Below are 19062 nucleotides of genomic sequence, written 5' to 3'. Positions count from 1 at the left end.
CTACTGACAATAAAGAAGATTTCGGCGGGCTTGCACGCCTGCGCCGGTTCGGTTCGTAACCACCGTTGCGATCTTCGGCTGATGTAACGGCATGGATCCTAGGGTCTCCGCTACGTCGCTTCGCTCCTGCTCCGCCCTAGGATGACGAAGGCGTGTTGGCTTGTAGCTAATCGCAGATGGCGGAGATTTGGCAGTTGCGTCGCAGCGTAGGTAGGCTGATGACAAGCGAAGGCTTTCGAAATTAGCCGACGCCTCTCTCGCATCGCGCCGCAACCCGCCTCAGGCGGGTTTTTTTGTTTCAGGCCGACATCAAACAATCCCACCGCCGCCGCCGGCAACCGCCGGCCGTTCCGCCGCGACCTTGGCTCGGTAGCCGGCGGCGCGATAGGTGGCGACCGGATCGATGGCGCCGCCCGTGTTCAGCCGCGCCATGGCGAGGATCGGCTCGACATCGGTGCGATAGGCGGACTTCAGCGTCTGCGTCGCCATCAGCGCGTCGTTGGCATCCTGATAGCCTTCCAGCGCCTGGCGATCGACCAGCAGCGCCTGCGCATAGGCGCGCTGCACCTCGACCGCCGACAACATCAGGCTTTCGATCGGGTCGGTGACATTGTGGCTCTGGTCGAGCATGTGAGCCGGATCAAAACCTTCGGCACCGGCAAGCTCGGCATCGACCAGCTCGTTAAAGACGAGGAACAGCCGGTAGGGATCGATCGAGCCGGCGTCGAGATCGTCGTCGCCATATTTCGAATCGTTGAAATGGAAGCCGCCGAGTTTCTTGAACTGGATCAGCCGCGACACGATCATCTCGATGTTGACGTTGGGCGCATGATGGCCGAGGTCGACCAGGCAGAACGCCTTGTCGCCGAGCTCTTTGGCGATGATGTAGTTGGTGCCCCAATCCTGCACGACCGTCGAATAGAAGGCCGGCTCGTACATTTTGTGCTCGGTGAACAGCTTCCAGTCGTCCGGCAGCTTGGCGTAGATCTCCTTCATTGCGTCGAGATAGCGCTCGAACGCCTTTGCGAATTTGACCTGGCCGGGGAAATTCGAGCCGTCGCCGATCCACACCGTCAGTGCCTTGGAGCCCAGCGTCTTGCCGATCTCGATGCATTCGAGATTGTGCTCGACGGCCTGCCGGCGGGTGCCGGCGTCGGCATGCGACAGCGAGCCGAATTTATAGGACAGTTTTTGGTCCTTGGCGTCGGCGAAGGTGTTGGAGTTCATGGCGTCGAAGCCGAGGCCGAAGCGCGAGGCCGCCTGCTTCAGCCGGTCCGGGTCGGCCTTGTCCCACGGAATGTGCAGCGAGACGGTGGGTGTCGCCCGCGTCAACTGCCGGATAACGGCGCAATCCTCGATCTTGTCGAAGATATCGCGCGGCTCGCCGGCGCCGGGAAAGCGGGCAAAGCGGGTGCCACCGGTGCCGACGCCCCAGGACGGGATCGCCACGGCGAATTTTTCGACCTTGTCGCGGATGGCGTCGACGGCGATGCCGCGGCGGTCGAGGCGTTCGCCGAGCGCATCGTAATCGCGCTTGAGCTCGGCCGCGCGCGCGAGATTGTCCTTGTCGACGATGTCGGCTGAGATGATGGTTTCGGACATGGTGCTTCCTCCCAAATGCGTTCGGTTGGCGCTGCCCCTCATCCGCCTGCCGGCACCTTCTCCCCGGATAGCGACGGGGAGAAGGACAAGCGTGTCCGGCATTGGCGACCCCCTCTCCCCGTTGTTCGCGGGGAGAGGGTGAGGGTGAGGGTGAGGGGCAGCGCCACCCTCAAAAAATGATCGCCTAGCGCGTAAAACTCTGGGCGTTGCCGGCGTCGACATTGACGATATTGCCGGTCGACTTGGCCGACATGTCGGAGGCGAAGAAATAGATCGCCTCGGCGATGTCTTCGGGGAACACCGAACGCTTCAGCATCGAGCGTGAGCGGTAGTGTTCCTCAAGTTCGTCAGTCGACATCTTGTAGGCGGCGGCGCGCTGTTCCTTCCACTCGCCGGTCCAGATCTTCGAGCCGCGCAGCACGGCGTCGGGATTGACGACATTGACCCTGATCTGGGCCTCCGCGCCTTCCAGCGCCAGGCAGCGCGCCAGATGGATTTCGGCGGCCTTTGCCGTGCAATAGGCGGCGGCATTGGGCGATGCGGCAAGCCCGTTCTTGGAGGCGACGAAGACGACATTGCCACCGATCTTCTGCGCCCGAAACAGCCGGAATGATTCGCGCGACGCGAGGAAATAGCCGGTCGACAAGATGTCCATGTTCTTGTTCCACAGCGCCAGCGTCGTCTCCTCGATCGGCGCCGAGGTTGCCAGGCCGGCATTCGACACCAGGATGTCGATGCCGCCGAACTCGACCGCCGTCTCGGCGAAACCGGAGATCACCTGGTCCTCTGACGTGACGTCGATCACCACCGGCCGCACGAAATCCTTGCCATGGGCCTTGGCCAACTCGTCATTGGCGCTGGCAAGGGCGGTCTCGTCGATGTCGGCCAGCACGACGCAGGCGCCCTCGCGCAGCAACCGGTTGGCCGTCGCCCGGCCGATGCCGCCGGCGCCGCCGGTGACCAGCGCGATCTGGCCGGCAAGCGATTTCGGCTTGGGCAGGCGCTGCAGCTTTGCCTCTTCGAGCAGCCAGTATTCGATGTCGAAGGCTTCCTGCTCGGGCAGGCCGACATAGGTCGACACTGTCGAGGCACCGCGCATGACATTGATGGCATTGACGTAGAATTCGCCCGAAATGCGCGCCGTCGCCTTGTCGCCGGCGAAGGTGAACATGCCGACGCCGGGCATCAGATAGACCACGGCGTTCGGATCACGCACCGGCGGCGAATCCGCATGCTTGCACCTGTCATAATAGGCCTGGTAGCCAACGCGATACTCCGCCAAATCGTCGGCGAGGCGGGCGATGACGGCGTCGACATCGGGATTTTTGGGATCGAATTCGATGACCAGCGGCCGGATCTTGGTGCGCAGGAAATGATCCGGGCAGGAGGTACCGAGCGCCGCCAGCGGGCGCAAATCCTTCGAATTGACGAATTCGAGCACGGCCGGCGAATCGTCGAAATGGCCGAGCTTGTGACTGTTCTCCGAAATCAGGCCGCGGATCCTCGGCATCAGCCTTGCGGCCACGGCGCGACGCGCCGGCGCGTCGAGCGATTTGACGACTTCGCCGCCGAAGATCGGCTTGCCTTCAGACTTGCGCTCGAACCAGTCGATCGCCTGGTTGATCACCGAGATCGTCGTCTCGTAGCATTCCTTTGGAGTGTCGCCCCAGGTGAACAGGCCATGGCTTGCCAGCACAACGCCCTTGGCCTCAGGGTTTTCGGAGCAGAATTTTTCCAGCCACAGGCCGAGCTCGAAGCCCGGACGCTTCCATGGCAGCCAGCCGATCGCGTCGCCGAAGATCTCCCTGGTCAGCGCCTGCGAATCCTTGGCGGCGGCAATCGCGATGATGGCGTCGGGATGCATGTGGTCGACATTCGGCTTCGGCACGAAGGCGTGCAGCGGCGTGTCGATCGAGGCCGCGCGTGGGTTAAGATTGAAGGTGCAATGGGGCAGATAGGCGACCATCTCGTCCTCATGCTCGAGGCCGCGATAGAGACCCTTAAGCGCGCGCAACTTGTCCATGTAGAGGGTGGCGAAACCGTCGAGCTTGATCGAGGCGCTGTCGCCGCCCGAGCCCTTCACCCACAGCACTTCCACGCTTTCGCCGGTGAGCGGATCCTTTTGCCATATCTTGGAAGAGGTGTTGCCGCCGCCATAGTTGGTGACGCGCTTGTCGGAGCCAAGAACATTCGAGCGATAGACGAGACGTTCCGGCTCGCTCATTCCCAGGGCTGTCGCCTCATCCCAAAGATTGGTGAGGCGCGTGCCGGAGCGCTTGTCAAGCATAGGTAATCCTCCCGTGACGTGAGACGCGCAAACGGTGCGGTCCCTTTGGGCCGAATTTCTACGCAAGCGGCGGCGTTGTCAATCACAAACGATCAACATCGATCATATTGCACTGCACAATGAATTTATCTGATCGGAAATGATTGACACTGCGCGTTTTGAGTGCCTAGATGTGCTGGCAGGGAGGAACCATGCACGAAAAAGAGCGCCACAGGATCATTTTGTCCGCCGTCCAGGAAAAGCCTGTGGTGACGGTGCAGGAGATGGTCGACCTGACGGACTCGTCCGAGGCGACGATCCGGCGCGACATCGCTGCATTGCATGTGCAAAAGCGCCTGCGCCGCGTGCGTGGCGGCGCCGAGGCGATCACCCCGCCGCAATTCATCGGCCTTGCCGGCCGGCCTTTTTCCGTCAACGAGACGATCAACGCTGTGCAGAAGCGGGCGATCGCGCGGGACGCCGTGGAACTGTGCAAGGACGGCGAGCCGATCATCATCAATGGCGGCACCACCACCTTCCAGATGGTGCATTTCCTGACCGGCCGCCGCATGCCGATCTTCACCAATTCCTTTCCGATCGCCGAGCACCTGCTCAAGCACTCCAAGAATACGGTGATGCTGTCGGGCGGCACCATCTACCGCGAGCAGAACATCATCCTATCGCCCTTCGACAATGACGTGACGCGCAATTTCTATGCGCGCCGCATGTTCATGGGCGCGCAAGGGCTCGGGCCACTCGGCCTGATGGAAGGCGATCCGCTGCTGATCCAGGCCGAGCAGAAACTGATCGATCAGGCCGACGAACTGGTGGTGCTGGTCGACTCGTCAAAATTCCGCAAACGCTCGAGCCTGATCCTGTGCGGCCTGTCGCGCATTGCCACGGTCATCACCGACGACGGCATCGAGGATCGCGAGGCCAAGATGTTGGAGGCCGCCGGTGTGACGCTGGTCGTCGCCCGCACAACCACAGGCAATAGGGAAGAATCTTCGCTGCAGGCCTGAGGGTTCGCAGCGGCGATGGAATGCAACGCTCAAGGGAGGATATTCGATGAGCTTTCTGAAGAAATTGATGGTTACGGCGGCGTTCTCCGCCGCCATCTTCGTGAATGCGGCCTATGCCGAGAACGTCAAGATCGCGCTGGTGGTGAAGTCGCTCGGCAACGGCTTCTTCGATGCCGCCAACAAGGGCGCCGAAGAGGCGGCCAAGGAACTCGGCGACGTCGATATCATCTACACCGGCCCGACCAAGGCGACCGCCGAAGCGCAGATCGAGGTGATCAATTCGCTGATCGCCCAAAAGGTCAACGCGATCGCCATTTCGGCCAATGACGCCGACGCGCTGGTGCCGGCGCTGAAGAAGGCGATGGATCGGGGCATCACCGTCATCTCGTGGGATTCCGGCGTCGCTCCGGAAGGCCGCCAGCTCCACCTCAACCCCTCGGACACCAACCTGATCGGCGAGACCATCATCAAGCTTGCCGCCGACTATCTGCCGGAAGGCGGCGATGTCGCCATACTGTCGGCTTCGTCGACCGCGACCAACCAGAACGCCTGGATCGAAGCGGCCAAGAAGGTGCTGCCGGAGAAATTCCCCAAGATCAATCTCGTCGCCACCGTCTATGGCGACGACGACTCGGCCAAGAGCACGGACGAGGCCAAGGGCCTGCTGAAATCCTATCCGAACCTCAAGGCGATCATCGCACCGACCACCGTCGGCGTCGTGGCCGCCGCCCAGGTGGTGACCGACCAGGGCCTGATCGGCAAGGTCAATGTCACCGGCCTGGCGCTGCCGTCGGAGTTCAAGAAGTTCATCGACAACGGCGCCAGCCAGGCTGTCGCACTGTGGAACCCGATCGATCTCGGGTACTCGGCCGTCTACCTCGCCCATGATCTGGCGGTGAAGAAGGAAGAAGCCAAGCCGGGTGCGACGCTGTCGATCGGCCGTGTCGGCAAGGTCACCCTCGACGACACCAACTCGGCCGCGATGGCTCCGCCCTTCAAGTTCGACAAGTCGAACATCGAAGAGTTCTCCAAGATCTATTGATCCTGGAGCCCTTCAAGCCGGCGCGGCGGAGCTCAAGTTCCGCCGCGTCCTCAAACGGACCTGCTTAAGGGCTTGATACGACTATGGACACGACAGCCCAACTCGACCCGACCACTGAGCAGCCTTTGGCTGCGGCTCCGCGCCTGACCCTGGCCGGCATCTCGAAGAGTTTTCCCGGCGTGCGCGCGCTGCACGACGTCAGCCTGTCGCTCTACCCAGGCCAGGTGACCGCGCTGATCGGCGAGAACGGCGCCGGCAAGTCGACGCTGGTCAAGATCATGACAGGCATCTACCAGCCTGACACAGGCACGATCAGTATCGATGGCCAGGCCGTGACCTTGCCCAGCGCGCATGCCGCCTTCGGGCACGGCATCACCGCCATCCACCAGGAAACCGTGCTGTTCGACGACCTGACGGTGGCCGAGAACATCTTTCTCGGCCATGCGCCGCGATCGCCCCTCGGCACCATCGACTGGCGCACCATGCGCAAGAATGCCCGTGAAGTACTGAACACCATGGGCGCCGGCCACATCGACGCCGATGCGCGGCTGAAGGATCTCGGCATCGCCAACAAGCACCTCGTCGCAGTCGCCCGCGCCATGTCTATCGACGCCCAGATCGTCATTATGGACGAGCCGACCGCAGCGCTGTCGCTGAAGGAGATCGAGGAGCTGTTTTTGCTGGTCGAGTTCCTGAAGAGCGAAGGCAAGGCGATCCTGTTCATCAGCCACAAGTTCGACGAGATCTATCGCATCGCCGACCGTTACACGGTGTTCCGCGACGGCGAGATGGTCGGCGAAGGTCTGATCAGGGATGCCGGCCAGAGCCAGATCGTGCGCATGATGGTCGGCCGCGCCGTCGATCACATCTTTCCGCAACGCAAGGCCGAGATCGGCGCGCCGGTGCTTGCCGTCTCCGGCCTGTCGCACCCGACCGAGTTCGACGACATCGGCTTCGAGCTGCACAGAGGCGAGATCCTCGGCTTCTACGGCCTTGTCGGCGCCGGGCGCAGCGAGGTGATGCAGGCGATATCAGGCATCACCCGCACCAGCAGCGGCACCATCACGCTGGAAGGCAAGGCGATCATGCCGAAATCGGCGGCGGATTCGATCGACGCCGGCATCGTCTACGTGCCGGAAGAACGCGGCAAGCAAGGCGTGGTGATCGGCCTGCCGATCTTCCAGAATATCTCGCTGCCCTCGCTCAAGCGCACATCCAAGTCAGGTGTGTTGCAGCTGGCCGAAGAGTTCGCGCTAGCCCGTTCCTATACCGAGCGGCTCGATCTGCGCGCTGCCTCGCTCAGCCAGGACGTCGGCACTTTGTCGGGCGGCAACCAGCAGAAGATCGTCATCGCCAAATGGCTGGCGACCGCGCCCAAGGTGATCATCCTCGACGAGCCGACCAAAGGCATCGACATCGGCTCGAAAGCCGCCGTGCACGGCTTCATGGCCGAGTTGGTCGCTCAAGGGTTAACGGTGATCATGGTGTCGTCCGAACTGCCCGAGATCCTCGGCATGTCCGACCGGGTCATCGTCATGCGCGAGGGCCGCATCGCCTCGATCTATGACAACAAGGGGCTCGACGCCGAAACGCTGGTCAAGACGGCAGCAGGGATTGTGGCATGAAGGTTTTGCTCAAATATCGCGAAGTCTGGCTGCTCGCGGCAATCGTCGTGCTGATCGGGCTGATCTCGATGCGCTTTCCGGGCTTTGCTGCCTTCGGCAATCTGCGCCAGGTGTTCAACGACACCTCGATCCTGATGATCCTGGCGCTGGGGCAGATGGTGGTGATCCTGACCCGCTCGATCGACCTGTCGATGGCGTCGAACCTGTGCTTCACCGGCATGGTGGTGGCGATGCTGAACGCCGCGCATCCGGCAATCCCGATCCCGCTGCTGATCGTCATCGCACTTCTGGTCGGCCTGGTGCTCGGCGCGATCAACGGCCTGCTGGTATGGCGGCTGAACATTCCCTCGATCGTGGTGACGCTCGGCACGCTCACCATCTATCGCGGCGCCACCTTCGTCATTTCCAGCGGCGCCTGGGTCAATGCCGATCAGATGAGCCCTGATTTCATCGGCCTGCAGCGCGCGGCCTTTCTCGGCATTCCAGTGCTGTCGTGGATCGCCATACTGGTCATCGCCTTGTTCTTCCTGTTGATGACGCGCACCGCGCTCGGCCGCTCGATCTATGCCATTGGCGTCAATCCGACAGCATCGATCTACGCCGGCATCGATGTCGGCCGCACCAAGTTCATTGTCTTCTGCATCTCGGGGATGGCCGCCGGTCTGTGCGGCTATCTCTGGATCTCACGCTATGTCATCGCCTCGGTCGAGGTCGCCAATGGCTACGAGCTCAACATCATCGCCGCCTGCGTCATCGGCGGCATCTCGATCGCCGGCGGCATCGGCTCGGTCGGCGGCGCAGTGCTTGGTGCGCTGTTCCTCGGCATCATCTCCAACGCGCTGCCGGTCATCAACATCTCGCCGTTCTGGCAGATGGCGATTTCGGGCAGCGCCATCATCCTGGCCGTGGTGCTCAACGCGCGCGGCGAACGCCGGCAAGGCCGCATTATTCTCAAGAAGGCGGAAGCGGCATGACCGACACCCCAGCCCCGCGCCACATTCCCGACCGGCTCGACACGCCGCTCAACTCGGCGATCTTCTCGTGGGAGGCGCTGCTGGTCGCGGTGGCGGTCGCCATCTTTGCCGTCAACAGCTTCAGCTCCCCCTATTTCCTCGACGCGTGGTCGCTGTCGGACCTGACCTTCAACTTCACCGAGAAGGCGCTGATCGCGCTCGCCATGGCGCTGCTGATCATTTCCGGAGAGATCGACCTGTCGGTCGCCGCCATCATTGCGCTGGCCTCGACGATGATGGGCATGGCGGTGCAGGCCGGCGCCGGCACGCCGGTGCTGGTGGCGATCGGCATCCTGGTCGGGCTCGGCTGCGGCGCGTTCAACGGGCTGCTCGTCACCAGGCTCGGCCTGCCGTCGATCGTCGTCACCATCGGCACGATGAGCCTGTTTCGCGGCATCGCCTTTATCGTCCTCGGCGACCAGGCCTACAAAGGCTATCCCTCCAGCTTCGCCTTCTTCGGCCAGGGCTATGTCTGGTGGGTGGTGTCGTTCGAGCTGACGCTGTTCCTCGTCGCGGCGGTCATCTACTGGTTCCTTCTGCACCGGACCAGCTTCGGCCGCCGCGTCTTCGCCATCGGCAACAACCCGGTCGCGGCACAGTTTTCCGGCGTGCGTGTCGGCCGCATCAAGTTCATCCTGTTCTGCCTGACCGGGCTGATGGCGGGCATCGCCTCGGTGCTGATCACCTCGCGGCTCGGCTCGACCCGGCCATCGATCGCGCAAGGCTATGAATTGGAAGTCATCACCATGGTGGTGCTGGGTGGCGTCAGCATCCTGGGCGGCGCCGGCAGCATTTTGGGCGTGGTGCTCGCCGCCTTCATCATGGGGCTGGTGACTTTCGGCCTGGGGCTGCTCAATGTGCCCGGCATCGTCATGTCGATCTTCATCGGCCTGCTGCTGATCATCGTCATCGCGCTGCCCATCGTCTGGCGGCGGGTGCGGCGGGAGCGTTTTACCTGATGGCAGAGAAATACGCGTTCAAGATGAAGCTCAATCCCGGCATGAAGGCCGAATACAAAAGGCGTCATGACGACATCTGGCCGTCGCTGGTCGCACTGCTGAAACAGGCCGGCGTTTCCGACTATTCGATCCATCTCGACGATGAGACCAACACCTTGTTCGGCGTGCTGTGGCGGGGCGACGGCCACGGCATGGACGACCTGCCGAAGCACAAGGTGATGCAGCGCTGGTGGGCTGAAATGGCCAACATCATGGAGACCAGGCCTGATAACGAGCCGGTGGCGGTGCCGCTGGAAACAATGTTCCATATGGAATGACCCGCCACGTCGCCGTCATCGATATCGGCAAGACCAACGCCAAGGTGGCGCTGGTCGATCTCGCCGATCTGCGCGAAGTTGCGCTGCGCCGCATGGCGAACGCGCCTGTCCTTGACGGTCCCTACCCGCACCACGATGTTGAGCTTCTGTGGTCGTTCATCCTCGACAGCCTCGCCGAGATCAATCGCGAACAGCGCATCGACGCGATATCGATCACCACCCATGGCGCGACGGGCGCGCTGGTGGACACTGCCGGCGAGTTGGCGCTGCCGGTGCTCGACTATGAATTTGCCGGGCCCGACACCCTTGCCGAGGACTATGACACGAACCGTCCGGCCTTCGCCGAGACGGGCACGCCGCGCCTGCCGGTCGGCCTCAATCTCGGCGCGCAGCTGTTCTGGCAGCAGAAGCGCTTCCCGGCGGAGTTCGCCAAGGCCGCCGCGATACTGATGTACCCGCAATACTGGGCCTTGCGCCTGACCGGCGTCGCCGCCAACGAAGTGACTTCGCTTGGCTGCCACACCGATCTGTGGAACCCGTGGAAGGCCGATTTTTCGTCGCTGGTCGACAAGATGCAATGGCGTCATCTGATAGCGCCGGTGCGGCCGGCGAAAGATCGCCTTGGCCCGATCCTGCCCGCGCTTGCGATACGGACCGGGCTTGATCCGCAAACGCCGGTGTTTTGCGGCTTGCACGATTCCAACGCCTCGCTGCTGCCGCATCTCCTGTCCGATACGCCGCCGTTCTCGGTCGTCTCGACCGGCACCTGGGTGGTGACGATGGCGGTTGGCGGCAACAAGATCGCGCTCGACCCGGCCCGCGACACGCTCGTCAACGTCAACGCGCTCGGTAATCCGGTGCCGTCGGCGCGTTTCATGGGCGGCCGTGAGTTTTCGCTGCTGACGGAAGGCCAATCGGATGACTGGACCGAAGCGGACATAGCCACAGTGCTCGCGCGGAAGACGTCCCTGCTGCCTTCGACCCAACAGGGTTCGGGGCCGTTCCCGCACCACAGAGCAGCATGGCTCGACGCCGACGGCATCAACGGCGGCCAGCGCTTTGCCGCCATCTCTTTCTACCTGGCGCTGATGACCGCGACCTGCCTCGACCTGATCGACGCCGGCGGCCCGATGACCGTCGAGGGGCCGTTCGCCCGCAACCGGCTTTTCACGCGCATGCTCGCTGCAGCCACCGCACGTGCCGTCATCGCGTCGGAGGCCGCAACCGGCACCAGCATCGGCGCCGCCCTGTTGGCGTCGGACCAAGGAACGGTACAAGGCGCCGGCGAAAGGTTCGAACCGCCGGTCGACCCGGCCTGGGCGGATTATGCACGTTCATGGCGCGCGGCGGTCGACGCACAGGGCTGATCACAAAATCCGCTTGCCAAACGCCGACATGACGAAATTGACCGTTTCCGCCGCCAATCGCGGTTCCAGACCTGATGTCAGGCCGGAAACGTCCATCGACAACAGCCCGCCGGACAGCGCGATCGCCTCCATCGCCTGATGCGTTTCGCGCACCGTGATGCCGCCGGAGCCCGCCGCCCAGCCGGCGAATTCGGTCACCTCAGGCGAATAGCTGACATGAAAGCCTTGCGTGCCGGAGGAGGCGATGCGGATCGCCTCGTGCATCACATCGCGCATGCCCATGGCGTCGATGTCGGTCATGGTGAAGGCGCAGACGCGCGAATCCTTCAGCACCCGGGCCTCGGCCGGATCGGCATGGCGCAAACCGACAATGACGACATTTTCCGGCGACAGTTGTGGCTGCAGCGCGCCGGGCTTGTGGTCGAGGCCGAGCGCCCGCGCCAGCACCGAACGTTCCGGCAGGTCGATGCCGTCTTCGTCCTCGGGCATCAGCGCGGCGATGGAATCGATCCAGATCAGGCCAAACGAGTGCGTCGCCCGCGCGGTCGCCGTCAGCGCCTTGTGGGCGATGCGCCGGTCGCTGCCGGCGGTGAGCCGGACCAGGCCGGACGGCGGCCGCTCGATATCGGCCAGTTCGACGACATCGAAATTCATCGCCTCCAGCCGGGCGCCGGTCGCCTCCCTGGCCAGGATGCCGGCCGCCGCCGGTTCGGCAGATATCGACACCATCTTGCGGCCGGAGAAATCCTCGACATCGTGCATTGGCGCCTTTTCGACATATTCCGAGGTCATCGCCAGCAGCATGGCGCCATAGCTCATGCGGAAGGCGACACGGTCGCCGACGGCGGGTGGCGGCTCGGCATCGGTCACGTCGAGAAGCAGATGGTCGCTGGAGGCGCCAAGCACCCGCACGCCCTTGGCAATCGGCGTCAAACCTTCGATCAAGACATCCTCGCGGCCGATATTGGCGATGGCGCGCAACCGGTCGCCATCGTCGGCAAACACCGGCTGGTTGCCGAAAGCGTCGTAGCCGGATTGGCCGATCGGCCGCGACGGCTTCAGCTTGACCTCGATGATGTCGCTGGTCAGCCGGCAGGCATCGGGTTCGAGTTCGGCCCATGGCGTGTCGCGAAAAGTCTCGACGCCACCCTGCAGGATCGCCTCGCCAACCCGCAGATTGTTGATGCCGGCGGGCAGCCTGCCTTCGAGCAGCAGCGTCAGCGACGAAGACGCGCCGCCAGAGATCCAGTCGAGCGTTGCGCCGGACAGGCGCTCGGTCTTGTAGGCGTGGGCGACGAGCTGCCCGAGATTTTCCTGCGTCGGCATGATGGCGCCGAAGCAGCCGAGATTGGTGCCGATGCCGGCGATGCGCACGCCGCTGAGCGCCAGTATCTGCTCGACCGTCGGGATGAGGTCGTTCGGCCAGATGCCTTCCCTGAGGTCGCCAAGATCGATCATCAGCATGATGTCGTGGACGCGGTCCATACGCTCGGCGATGCGCGATAGTTCGCGGATGGTGGCGAGTTCGGATTGCAGGCTGATGTCGACGGTGCGCACAACCTCCTCGATGCGTGCCATCGGCGGACTGCGCAGCAGCATGATCGGGGCGGTGATGCCGCTGTCGCGCAGCCGGCGGATGTTTTCGAAGCGCGATTCGGCGATGCCGGCTACGCCGCCGCGCAGCATGGCGCGCGCCACCTGCGGCATGCCGCAGGTGCCCTTGGTAACGCCGAATACCCTGATGCCGGACAGGGCGCAGCGGTCGACGATGGTGCGCGCATTGCGCTCAATGCGGCCAAGGTCGATGGCGACTTGCGGTCCCGACATTTTTCTACTCAGAATTTGTGCACGGTATTAGACGCATTTATCTTCCCGGTGCCGACACGACGATTAATTCTCCCTCAATTGACATAGACCAGCCCTTGCGGGTCGATCTCCGGCTTGCGGCCGGCGACCACATCGGCAAGGAATTTTCCCGAGCCGCAGGCCATGGTCCAGCCGACATGGCCGTGGCCGGTATCGAGATAGAGATTGCTGTAGCGCGCCCGGCCGATGACCGGGACCGAGTTCGGCATCATCGGCCGCAGACCGGCCCAGAGCTCGGCCTTGTTCTCGTCGAAGGCGCCCGGGAAAAGCTCCTTGCCGGTCCTGAACATGGCGGCGAAATCGCTCGGCTTGTGGCTGCGGTCGAAGCCGGTGAACTCGGCGGTCGAAGCAAGCCGCAGCCGGTTGCCGAGCCTGGAATAGCCGATAAGCTGATCCTCGTCGGCGCCGCCCATGGTCGGGCCCTTGCTCTCGTCCTCCAGCGGCACGGTCGCGGTATAGCCCTTGACCGGATAGACCGGCAGGTCGACGCCGTAGCGGCGGCCGAGCAGGCCACTCTCCGGCCCCATCGAGATGACCACGGCGTCGGCTGTTATCGGGCCGGCCGAGGTCATCACCGCGCGCACCCGATCGCCTTCGATGTCGAGGCCTTCGACCGTCGTGCCGTAGAGGAACTGGACGCCGAGTTTCTCGGCGGCATAGGCAGCGAGGTTTCGGGTGAATTGGCTGGAGTCGCCGGTCTGGTCGATCGGCGAATAGACGCCGCCGGCTATTCTGTCCCTGGCCCCGGCAAGGCCGGGCTCGATCTCGACCAGCCGGTCGCGGCCGACGATCTCGATCGGCAGACCGTGCTCGGCGAGATAGCGGTAATTGTCGGTGCCGGTATCAAAACTCTGCTGCGAGCGGAAGAAATAGAGAATGCCCTTCTTGCGCTCGTCATAGTGAATGCCGGTGTCGGCCGAGATGGCGTTGATGCAGTCGCGCGAATAAAGCGCCAGGCGCAGCTTGATGTCGGTGTTGGCGCGCAGTCGCGCATGCGTGCATTGGCGCAGGAAGCGCAGACTCCAGGCGAAGAAATAAGGATCGAAGCGCAGCCGCACCTTGATGCCGAGATCGTGGTTGTAGAGCGCGCGCAAAAACGTCCTCAGCGCAGCGGGCGAGGCCCAGGCGGTGGCGTCGCCGGGCGACACCAGGCCCGCATTCGATTGGCTGGTGCCTCGCGCCGCCATCGGATGGCGTTCGATCACGGTCACCTCGTGGCCGTCGCTCGCCAGATAGTAGGCCGCCGCCGTGCCGACGACGCCAGCGCCAAGGACCAATATCTTCATGCCGCCCCCAAAGGATCAGACGCGGCCGAAACGCCTCCACGTTTCAGCCGCGCAGCTCCTTCAATAGCGCTTCCACGCTCGATCTACGAGCCCACGGAGGAAAAACCGGGACTTCAGCTCCGCGCCGAATTCTTGCCGGTCAGGATACGCTCCCAAGCCAGCGCGTCGGCGACGATCCGGTCGAGGTCATCGCGTTGCGGGGTCCAACCGAGCTCGCGGCGCGCCAGCTCCGAATTGGCGACCACCGCCGCCGCGTCGCCCGCACGGCGCTCGCCGATCCGCACGTCGAAATCATGGCCAAAGACGCGGCGCACGCTGTCGATAACTTCGAGCACCGAATAGCCGTGGCTGTAGCCGCAATTGGCGACGAGGCTTGGTCCCCCGGCGCGCAGCCGTTCCAGCGCCAGCCGATGCGCCGCCGCCAGATCGCTGACATGGATGTAGTCGCGCATGCAAGTGCCGTCGGGCGTCGGATAGTCGGTGCCGAACACTTCCATGAAGGGCCGCTTGCCGAGCGCCGTCTCGCAGGCGACCTTGATCAGATGCGTGGCGCCCGGCGTCGACTGGCCGGTGCGGCCCCTCGGATCGGCGCCGGCGACGTTGAAGTAGCGCAACGCCGTATAGCGCAAGCCGTGGGCGATTGCGGCGTCGCGCAGCATCCATTCGCTCATCAGCTTGGACAGGCCATAGGGCGATTCCGGTGCAAGGCGCGCATCCTCGCGCACCGGCTCCAGCCCGGCGCCGCCATAGACGGCGGCGGTCGAGGAAAAGATGAAATTGGGCACGCCTTCGCGCACCGCGGTCTCGATCAGCGTGCGCGTCTTGCAGGTGTTGTTCTCGTAATAGCCGAGCGGGTCGGCGACCGATTCGGGAACCACGATGGAGCCGGCAAAATGGATGATCGCATCGACATGATTGTCGCGGATGACCCCGCCGACCAGCTCCTTGTCGGCGACATCGCCGACGACAAGCTTTGCCTCCGGCGCCACCGCCCATTCGAAGCCGGTCGAAAGCCGGTCGAGGACGACAACGCTCTCGGCCGCGTCCAGCAGTTCCCAGACCATATGGCTGCCGATATAGCCAGCGCCGCCTGTCACCAAAACCGTCATCCGTGTCCTCGCTGCTCAAGATTAATCGGAAGCTGTCTCCACACCCGCCTTACTGGAAAGCCTGCCACTGGGCCATTAGTCCATTTCCATCAGTGCCTGCGGTAACCAGTCTCATCGGCGCATGGCATCGTCCTGAAACAAAATTGATCCACATCAAGGGAATAGGCCATGATCCGTGGCCGTTAGGAACAGGCTTGGGGCGTGGCATTTTGACCAAAAAGGCCAAGTAGACGGCGAATAGGGCAATGATTATGATCCCACGCAAAAATTGGGAAGCCGAAATGAACTATCAGCGGTTCTTCGAAGACGCGATCGACCAGCTTCACGCCGAGCGTCGCTATCGCATCTTCGCCGACCTCGAGCGCATCGTGGGGAACTTCCCACGCGCCATCTGGCGCGCCAACGGCCGCGCCCAGGAAATCACCGTCTGGTGCTCCAACGACTATCTCGGCATGGGCCAGCATCCCGACGTCATCGCCGCGATGCAGAACGCCGCCGGCAAGATGGGATCCGGCGCCGGTGGCACCCGCAACATCTCCGGCACCAGCAATCCGCTGGTCGAGCTCGAACTGGAACTGGCCGACCTGCACGACAAGGAAGCCGCGCTCGTCTTTACCTCCGGCTTCGTCTCTAACGAAGCTTCGATCTCGACCATTGCGCGGCTGCTACCCAACTGCCTGATCGTCTCGGACGAGTTGAACCACGCCTCGATGATCGAGGGCGTGCGGCGTTCGGGCGCCGAGAAGAAGATCTTCCGCCACAACGACGTTGCGCATCTCGAAAGCCTGCTGCAGGCGGCGGGCCGCGAGCGCGCCAAGTTGATCGTCTTCGAGAGCGTCTATTCGATGGATGGCGATATCGCGCCGATCAAACAGATCGTCGAACTTGCCGAGCGCTACAACGCCATGACCTATATCGACGAGGTGCATGCCGTCGGCATGTACGGACCGCGCGGCGGCGGCATCACCGAGCGCGAAGGGCTGGCCGACCGTATCGACATCATCGAAGGCACGCTGGCCAAGGCGTTCGGCACGCTCGGCGGCTATATCACCGGCACAAGTGCGGTGATCGATGCCGTGCGCTCCTATGCGCCGGGCTTCATCTTCACCACGGCGCTGCCGCCGGCCATTGCCGCCGCGGCGACCACGTCGATCCGCCATCTCAAGCGCTCACAGGCCGAACGAGCCGCGCAGCAGCGCCAGGCGACGCGGACCAAGCAGGTCCTTACCGCCGCCGGCCTGCCGGTGATGGAGTCCGCTACCCACATCGTGCCGCTGCTCGTCGGCGATCCCGAGCTGTGCAAGATGGCCAGCGACCGCCTGCTCGGCGTCCACGGCATCTATATCCAGCCGATCAACTACCCGACCGTGCCGCGCGGCACCGAACGGCTGCGGATCACGCCGACGCCGTTCCATTCGGATCAACTGATCGCGGGACTGCAGGACGCTCTGGTCGAGACCTGGGATGCTTTGGGTATCTCTTACGGTTCTGCGGGCCGGCCGGCCGTGAGGGAAAGCGACCGCGTCATTCCGCTGCTGGTGCCGAAGTCCGGCGGGTGATCTTCAGCCGAGGGCATGATGGCGGTCTCCGCTCTCGGTGCCGCGTTGTTCTTCCACGCCGCGGCATTCGAAGGTCACGGTATGGTTCCTAGGGCCTACGCGACGTCGCTTCGCTTGCGCACACTCGGGCGGATCTGACTCTCACACACTCTTCATCCACTTCGCCAGCCGGTGTGCGGCTTCCTCGAGCTGGTCGAGGCGGCGGTGGAAGCATAGCCTGAGAAAGGCTTCGCCGCCGGGGCCGAAGGCGGTTCCGGGCGCCAGGCCGACATTGGCGCGGTCGACGATGTCGAAGGCGGCGGCGCGTGAATCGGTAACGCCGTCGACCGCGAAGAACAGATAGAACGCTCCCTGCGGCACGGTGAAGCGTGCCCTGCCGGTCGCAGCCAGGATGCCGCAGACCAGGTCACGCGCCGCCCTTGCCCGCTCCACCTGCTCGACGATGAAGGCATCGCCCTCATCGAGGGCGACGACCGCGCCGCGCTGCATGAACTGGGCAACGCCGGAGGTCGAATACTGGACCAGGTTCTCGAACACCTGCTGCAGCGAAGGATGGGTCTTGATCCAGCCGACCCGCCAGCCGGTCATCGCCCAGTTCTTGGAAAAACTGTTGACGAACAGGATGCGATCCTCGTCGGCCATGATATCGATAAAGGACGGCGCGCGACCATCGCCGTAGTGGAACAGCGAATAGATCTCGTCGGCGATGATCCACAGGCCCCTTCCACGGGCAAGATCGAGGATCGCCTGCAGCGTCTCCCTGTCGGCGGTCCAGCCGGTCGGGTTGGAGGGTGTGTTGACGAACAGCGCCTTTGTCCTTGGCGTGATCGCCGCCTCGATCTTGCCGACGTCGCAGGACCAGCCATTGCCGGACTGGTCGAGCGTGACAGCGACCGGAATAGCGCCCGCCACACCGGCGGCTGCGGCGAAATTCGGCCAGGCCGGCGACAGATAGACGAGTTCGTCCCCCTTCCCTGCGACGGCATCGATCGCCAGCTGGATGGCATGCATGCCCGAGCCGGTGACGATGAATTCTTCCTCGGCGAAGCGCTTGCCGAAATGCCTGACGTAATAGCGGGCGAGCGCCTGCCTCAGCTCGGGGATGCCTTTCTGCCAGGTATAGAAGGTCTCGCCGCCGGCTAGCGCCCGGGCAGCGGCATCGGTGATGAAGGCGGGCGTCGGCAGGTCGCCCTCGCCGGCCCAGAGCGGGATCATGCCATCGCGGTCGCGGCCGCGGTTCATGACGGCGACAATGCCGCTTTCCGGCGCGGCCCGGGCCTCGGCGCGCAAATTCTCGATCAGGGTCATGGATAGATCCGTTTTCGTCTTCTGGACTGCTAGCGCGTTTCGCGACAGGCGAAAACAGAAAACCCCGGCCGCAAACGGCCGGGGTTTTGGTCCAGGGAATCTGTCTTCGGGCTATTTCCTGGCGAGGAGATCGCGAATTTCAGTGAGCAGCGCAACATCGGCCGGCGGAGCGGCCGCAGGCGCAGCTGGCTTCTCACGCTCCAGACGCTTGCGCAGATTGTTCACGGCCTTGACCATCAGGAAGATGATCAAAGCGAGGATAATGAAATTCAGCGCGGCGGTGATGAAACTGCCATAGGCGAAGACTGCGCCCTGCTTCTTGGCATCCGCCAGTGACGTGGCGTTGACGGCTGAGGACAAGGGCAGGAAATAATTGTTGAAGTCGAGTCCGCCGAAAATCGCCCCGATTATCGGCATGATGATGTCATTGACTAGGGAATCGACGATCTTGCTGAAGGCAGCGCCGATAATGACGGCGACGGCCAGGTCCATGACGTTACCCCGGGAAATGAATTCCTGGAATTCTTTCAGCATTCGACCCTCCTTGTTCTGACGGGCCAGGCCGCCGCCCTCGCCCGATCGTTGGCTTCACTGGCACAATAGCAAAAGCCTGCAGTTGCAGCATGGACAAAAGACCGTTTCCGCCGGCCAAGATTCCGAAGCCGCAGCCATTTGCGCCGAAAGCCGCGATGGACTTGATCGCCAAGCTGTGATTGCGTCT

General features: G+C 63.3%; 15 protein-coding genes. 8 read left to right on the top strand and 7 right to left on the bottom strand.

What is annotated here, in order from left to right:
- Positions 1-309: 309 nt before the first annotated feature.
- Positions 310-1602, bottom strand: a complete 1293-nt coding sequence (gene rhaI / locus AC0L2K_RS20765) for an L-rhamnose catabolism isomerase (RefSeq protein ID WP_287241664.1) — start codon at positions 1600-1602, stop codon at positions 310-312.
- A gap of 184 nt (positions 1603-1786) precedes the next feature.
- Positions 1787-3889 (bottom strand): bifunctional rhamnulose-1-phosphate aldolase/short-chain dehydrogenase, encoded by a 2103-nt coding sequence (locus AC0L2K_RS20760; RefSeq protein ID WP_473532177.1) that lies wholly within the window; start codon positions 3887-3889, stop codon positions 1787-1789.
- A 191-nt stretch (positions 3890-4080) separates the two neighbouring features.
- Between AC0L2K_RS20760 and AC0L2K_RS20755 the strand changes: the two genes are divergently transcribed.
- The 7 genes from AC0L2K_RS20755 to AC0L2K_RS20725 all read left to right on the top strand — a co-directional run bounded on the left by AC0L2K_RS20755 (position 4081) and on the right by AC0L2K_RS20725 (position 11213).
- Positions 4081-4890 (top strand): DeoR/GlpR family DNA-binding transcription regulator, encoded by an 810-nt coding sequence (locus tag AC0L2K_RS20755; RefSeq protein ID WP_023803286.1) that lies wholly within the window; start codon positions 4081-4083, stop codon positions 4888-4890.
- 46 nt (positions 4891-4936) lie between these two features.
- Positions 4937-5932, top strand: a complete 996-nt coding sequence (gene rhaS, locus AC0L2K_RS20750) for a rhamnose ABC transporter substrate-binding protein (protein ID WP_023803287.1) — start codon at positions 4937-4939, stop codon at positions 5930-5932.
- A gap of 83 nt (positions 5933-6015) precedes the next feature.
- On the top strand, positions 6016-7557 hold the full coding sequence (locus AC0L2K_RS20745; protein ID WP_473532176.1) for a sugar ABC transporter ATP-binding protein: 1542 nt from the start codon (positions 6016-6018) through the stop codon (positions 7555-7557).
- Positions 7554-8531: an ABC transporter permease gene (locus AC0L2K_RS20740; RefSeq protein WP_473532175.1), complete on the top strand. Its 978-nt coding sequence runs from the start codon at positions 7554-7556 to the stop codon at positions 8529-8531. Before AC0L2K_RS20745 ends, AC0L2K_RS20740 begins: the two co-directional genes overlap by 4 nt.
- Positions 8528-9529 carry an ABC transporter permease gene (locus AC0L2K_RS20735; RefSeq protein ID WP_287241653.1) on the top strand — a complete coding sequence of 334 codons (1002 nt, stop codon included), beginning with the start codon at positions 8528-8530 and terminating at the stop codon, positions 9527-9529. The genes AC0L2K_RS20740 and AC0L2K_RS20735 overlap by 4 nt, the downstream gene beginning before the upstream one ends.
- Positions 9529-9846 carry an L-rhamnose mutarotase gene (rhaM, locus tag AC0L2K_RS20730; RefSeq protein ID WP_287241650.1) on the top strand — a complete coding sequence of 106 codons (318 nt, stop codon included), beginning with the start codon at positions 9529-9531 and terminating at the stop codon, positions 9844-9846. The genes AC0L2K_RS20735 and rhaM overlap by 1 nt, the downstream gene beginning before the upstream one ends.
- The gene (locus AC0L2K_RS20725; protein WP_287241648.1) at positions 9843-11213 is read left to right on the top strand and encodes an FGGY-family carbohydrate kinase; all 1371 of its coding nucleotides are present in this window, start codon (positions 9843-9845) and stop codon (positions 11211-11213) included. The genes rhaM and AC0L2K_RS20725 overlap by 4 nt, the downstream gene beginning before the upstream one ends.
- Here the strand turns inward: AC0L2K_RS20725 and AC0L2K_RS20720 are convergent, their stop codons facing one another.
- From AC0L2K_RS20720 to galE, 3 genes are all read right to left on the bottom strand, one after another.
- Positions 11214-13040, bottom strand: coding sequence for an alanine racemase (locus AC0L2K_RS20720; RefSeq protein WP_287241645.1), 1827 nt, complete (start codon positions 13038-13040; stop codon positions 11214-11216).
- Positions 13041-13114: 74 nt separating this feature from the next.
- Positions 13115-14365 carry a D-amino acid dehydrogenase gene (locus AC0L2K_RS20715; RefSeq protein WP_287241642.1) on the bottom strand — a complete coding sequence of 417 codons (1251 nt, stop codon included), beginning with the start codon at positions 14363-14365 and terminating at the stop codon, positions 13115-13117.
- A 113-nt stretch (positions 14366-14478) separates the two neighbouring features.
- Positions 14479-15474 carry a UDP-glucose 4-epimerase GalE gene (galE, locus tag AC0L2K_RS20710; RefSeq protein WP_287241639.1) on the bottom strand — a complete coding sequence of 332 codons (996 nt, stop codon included), beginning with the start codon at positions 15472-15474 and terminating at the stop codon, positions 14479-14481.
- A 281-nt stretch (positions 15475-15755) separates the two neighbouring features.
- Between galE and hemA the strand changes: the two genes are divergently transcribed.
- A complete protein-coding gene (gene hemA / locus AC0L2K_RS20705; RefSeq protein ID WP_287241637.1) occupies positions 15756-17033 on the top strand; it encodes a 5-aminolevulinate synthase in 1278 nt (425 codons plus the stop codon).
- 141 nt (positions 17034-17174) lie between these two features.
- Here the strand turns inward: hemA and AC0L2K_RS20700 are convergent, their stop codons facing one another.
- Both AC0L2K_RS20700 and mscL read right to left on the bottom strand, forming a co-directional pair.
- Positions 17175-18341: a pyridoxal phosphate-dependent aminotransferase gene (locus AC0L2K_RS20700; RefSeq protein ID WP_473532174.1), complete on the bottom strand. Its 1167-nt coding sequence runs from the start codon at positions 18339-18341 to the stop codon at positions 17175-17177.
- Positions 18342-18452: 111 nt separating this feature from the next.
- Entirely contained in the window at positions 18453-18875 is a 423-nt protein-coding gene (gene mscL / locus AC0L2K_RS20695; protein ID WP_287241633.1) for a large conductance mechanosensitive channel protein MscL, read from the bottom strand.
- Between the last annotated feature and the right edge of the window lie 187 nt (positions 18876-19062).

The organism is Mesorhizobium sp. WSM4817 (assembly GCF_055811135.1).
This window is presented reverse-complemented; position numbering and strand designations above follow the sequence as displayed.

Coding starts and splice junctions, on each gene's coding strand:
- rhaI (WP_287241664.1), bottom strand. CDS start 1,602: ATGTCCGAAACCATCATCTCAGCCGACATCGTCGACAAGGACAATCTC.
- AC0L2K_RS20760 (WP_473532177.1), bottom strand. CDS start 3,889: ATGCTTGACAAGCGCTCCGGCACGCGCCTCACCAATCTTTGGGATGAG.
- AC0L2K_RS20755 (WP_023803286.1), top strand. CDS start 4,081: ATGCACGAAAAAGAGCGCCACAGGATCATTTTGTCCGCCGTCCAGGAA.
- rhaS (WP_023803287.1), top strand. CDS start 4,937: ATGAGCTTTCTGAAGAAATTGATGGTTACGGCGGCGTTCTCCGCCGCC.
- AC0L2K_RS20745 (WP_473532176.1), top strand. CDS start 6,016: ATGGACACGACAGCCCAACTCGACCCGACCACTGAGCAGCCTTTGGCT.
- AC0L2K_RS20740 (WP_473532175.1), top strand. CDS start 7,554: ATGAAGGTTTTGCTCAAATATCGCGAAGTCTGGCTGCTCGCGGCAATC.
- AC0L2K_RS20735 (WP_287241653.1), top strand. CDS start 8,528: ATGACCGACACCCCAGCCCCGCGCCACATTCCCGACCGGCTCGACACG.
- rhaM (WP_287241650.1), top strand. CDS start 9,529: ATGGCAGAGAAATACGCGTTCAAGATGAAGCTCAATCCCGGCATGAAG.
- AC0L2K_RS20725 (WP_287241648.1), top strand. CDS start 9,843: ATGACCCGCCACGTCGCCGTCATCGATATCGGCAAGACCAACGCCAAG.
- AC0L2K_RS20720 (WP_287241645.1), bottom strand. CDS start 13,040: ATGTCGGGACCGCAAGTCGCCATCGACCTTGGCCGCATTGAGCGCAAT.
- AC0L2K_RS20715 (WP_287241642.1), bottom strand. CDS start 14,365: ATGAAGATATTGGTCCTTGGCGCTGGCGTCGTCGGCACGGCGGCGGCC.
- galE (WP_287241639.1), bottom strand. CDS start 15,474: ATGACGGTTTTGGTGACAGGCGGCGCTGGCTATATCGGCAGCCATATG.
- hemA (WP_287241637.1), top strand. CDS start 15,756: ATGAACTATCAGCGGTTCTTCGAAGACGCGATCGACCAGCTTCACGCC.
- AC0L2K_RS20700 (WP_473532174.1), bottom strand. CDS start 18,341: ATGACCCTGATCGAGAATTTGCGCGCCGAGGCCCGGGCCGCGCCGGAA.
- mscL (WP_287241633.1), bottom strand. CDS start 18,875: ATGCTGAAAGAATTCCAGGAATTCATTTCCCGGGGTAACGTCATGGAC.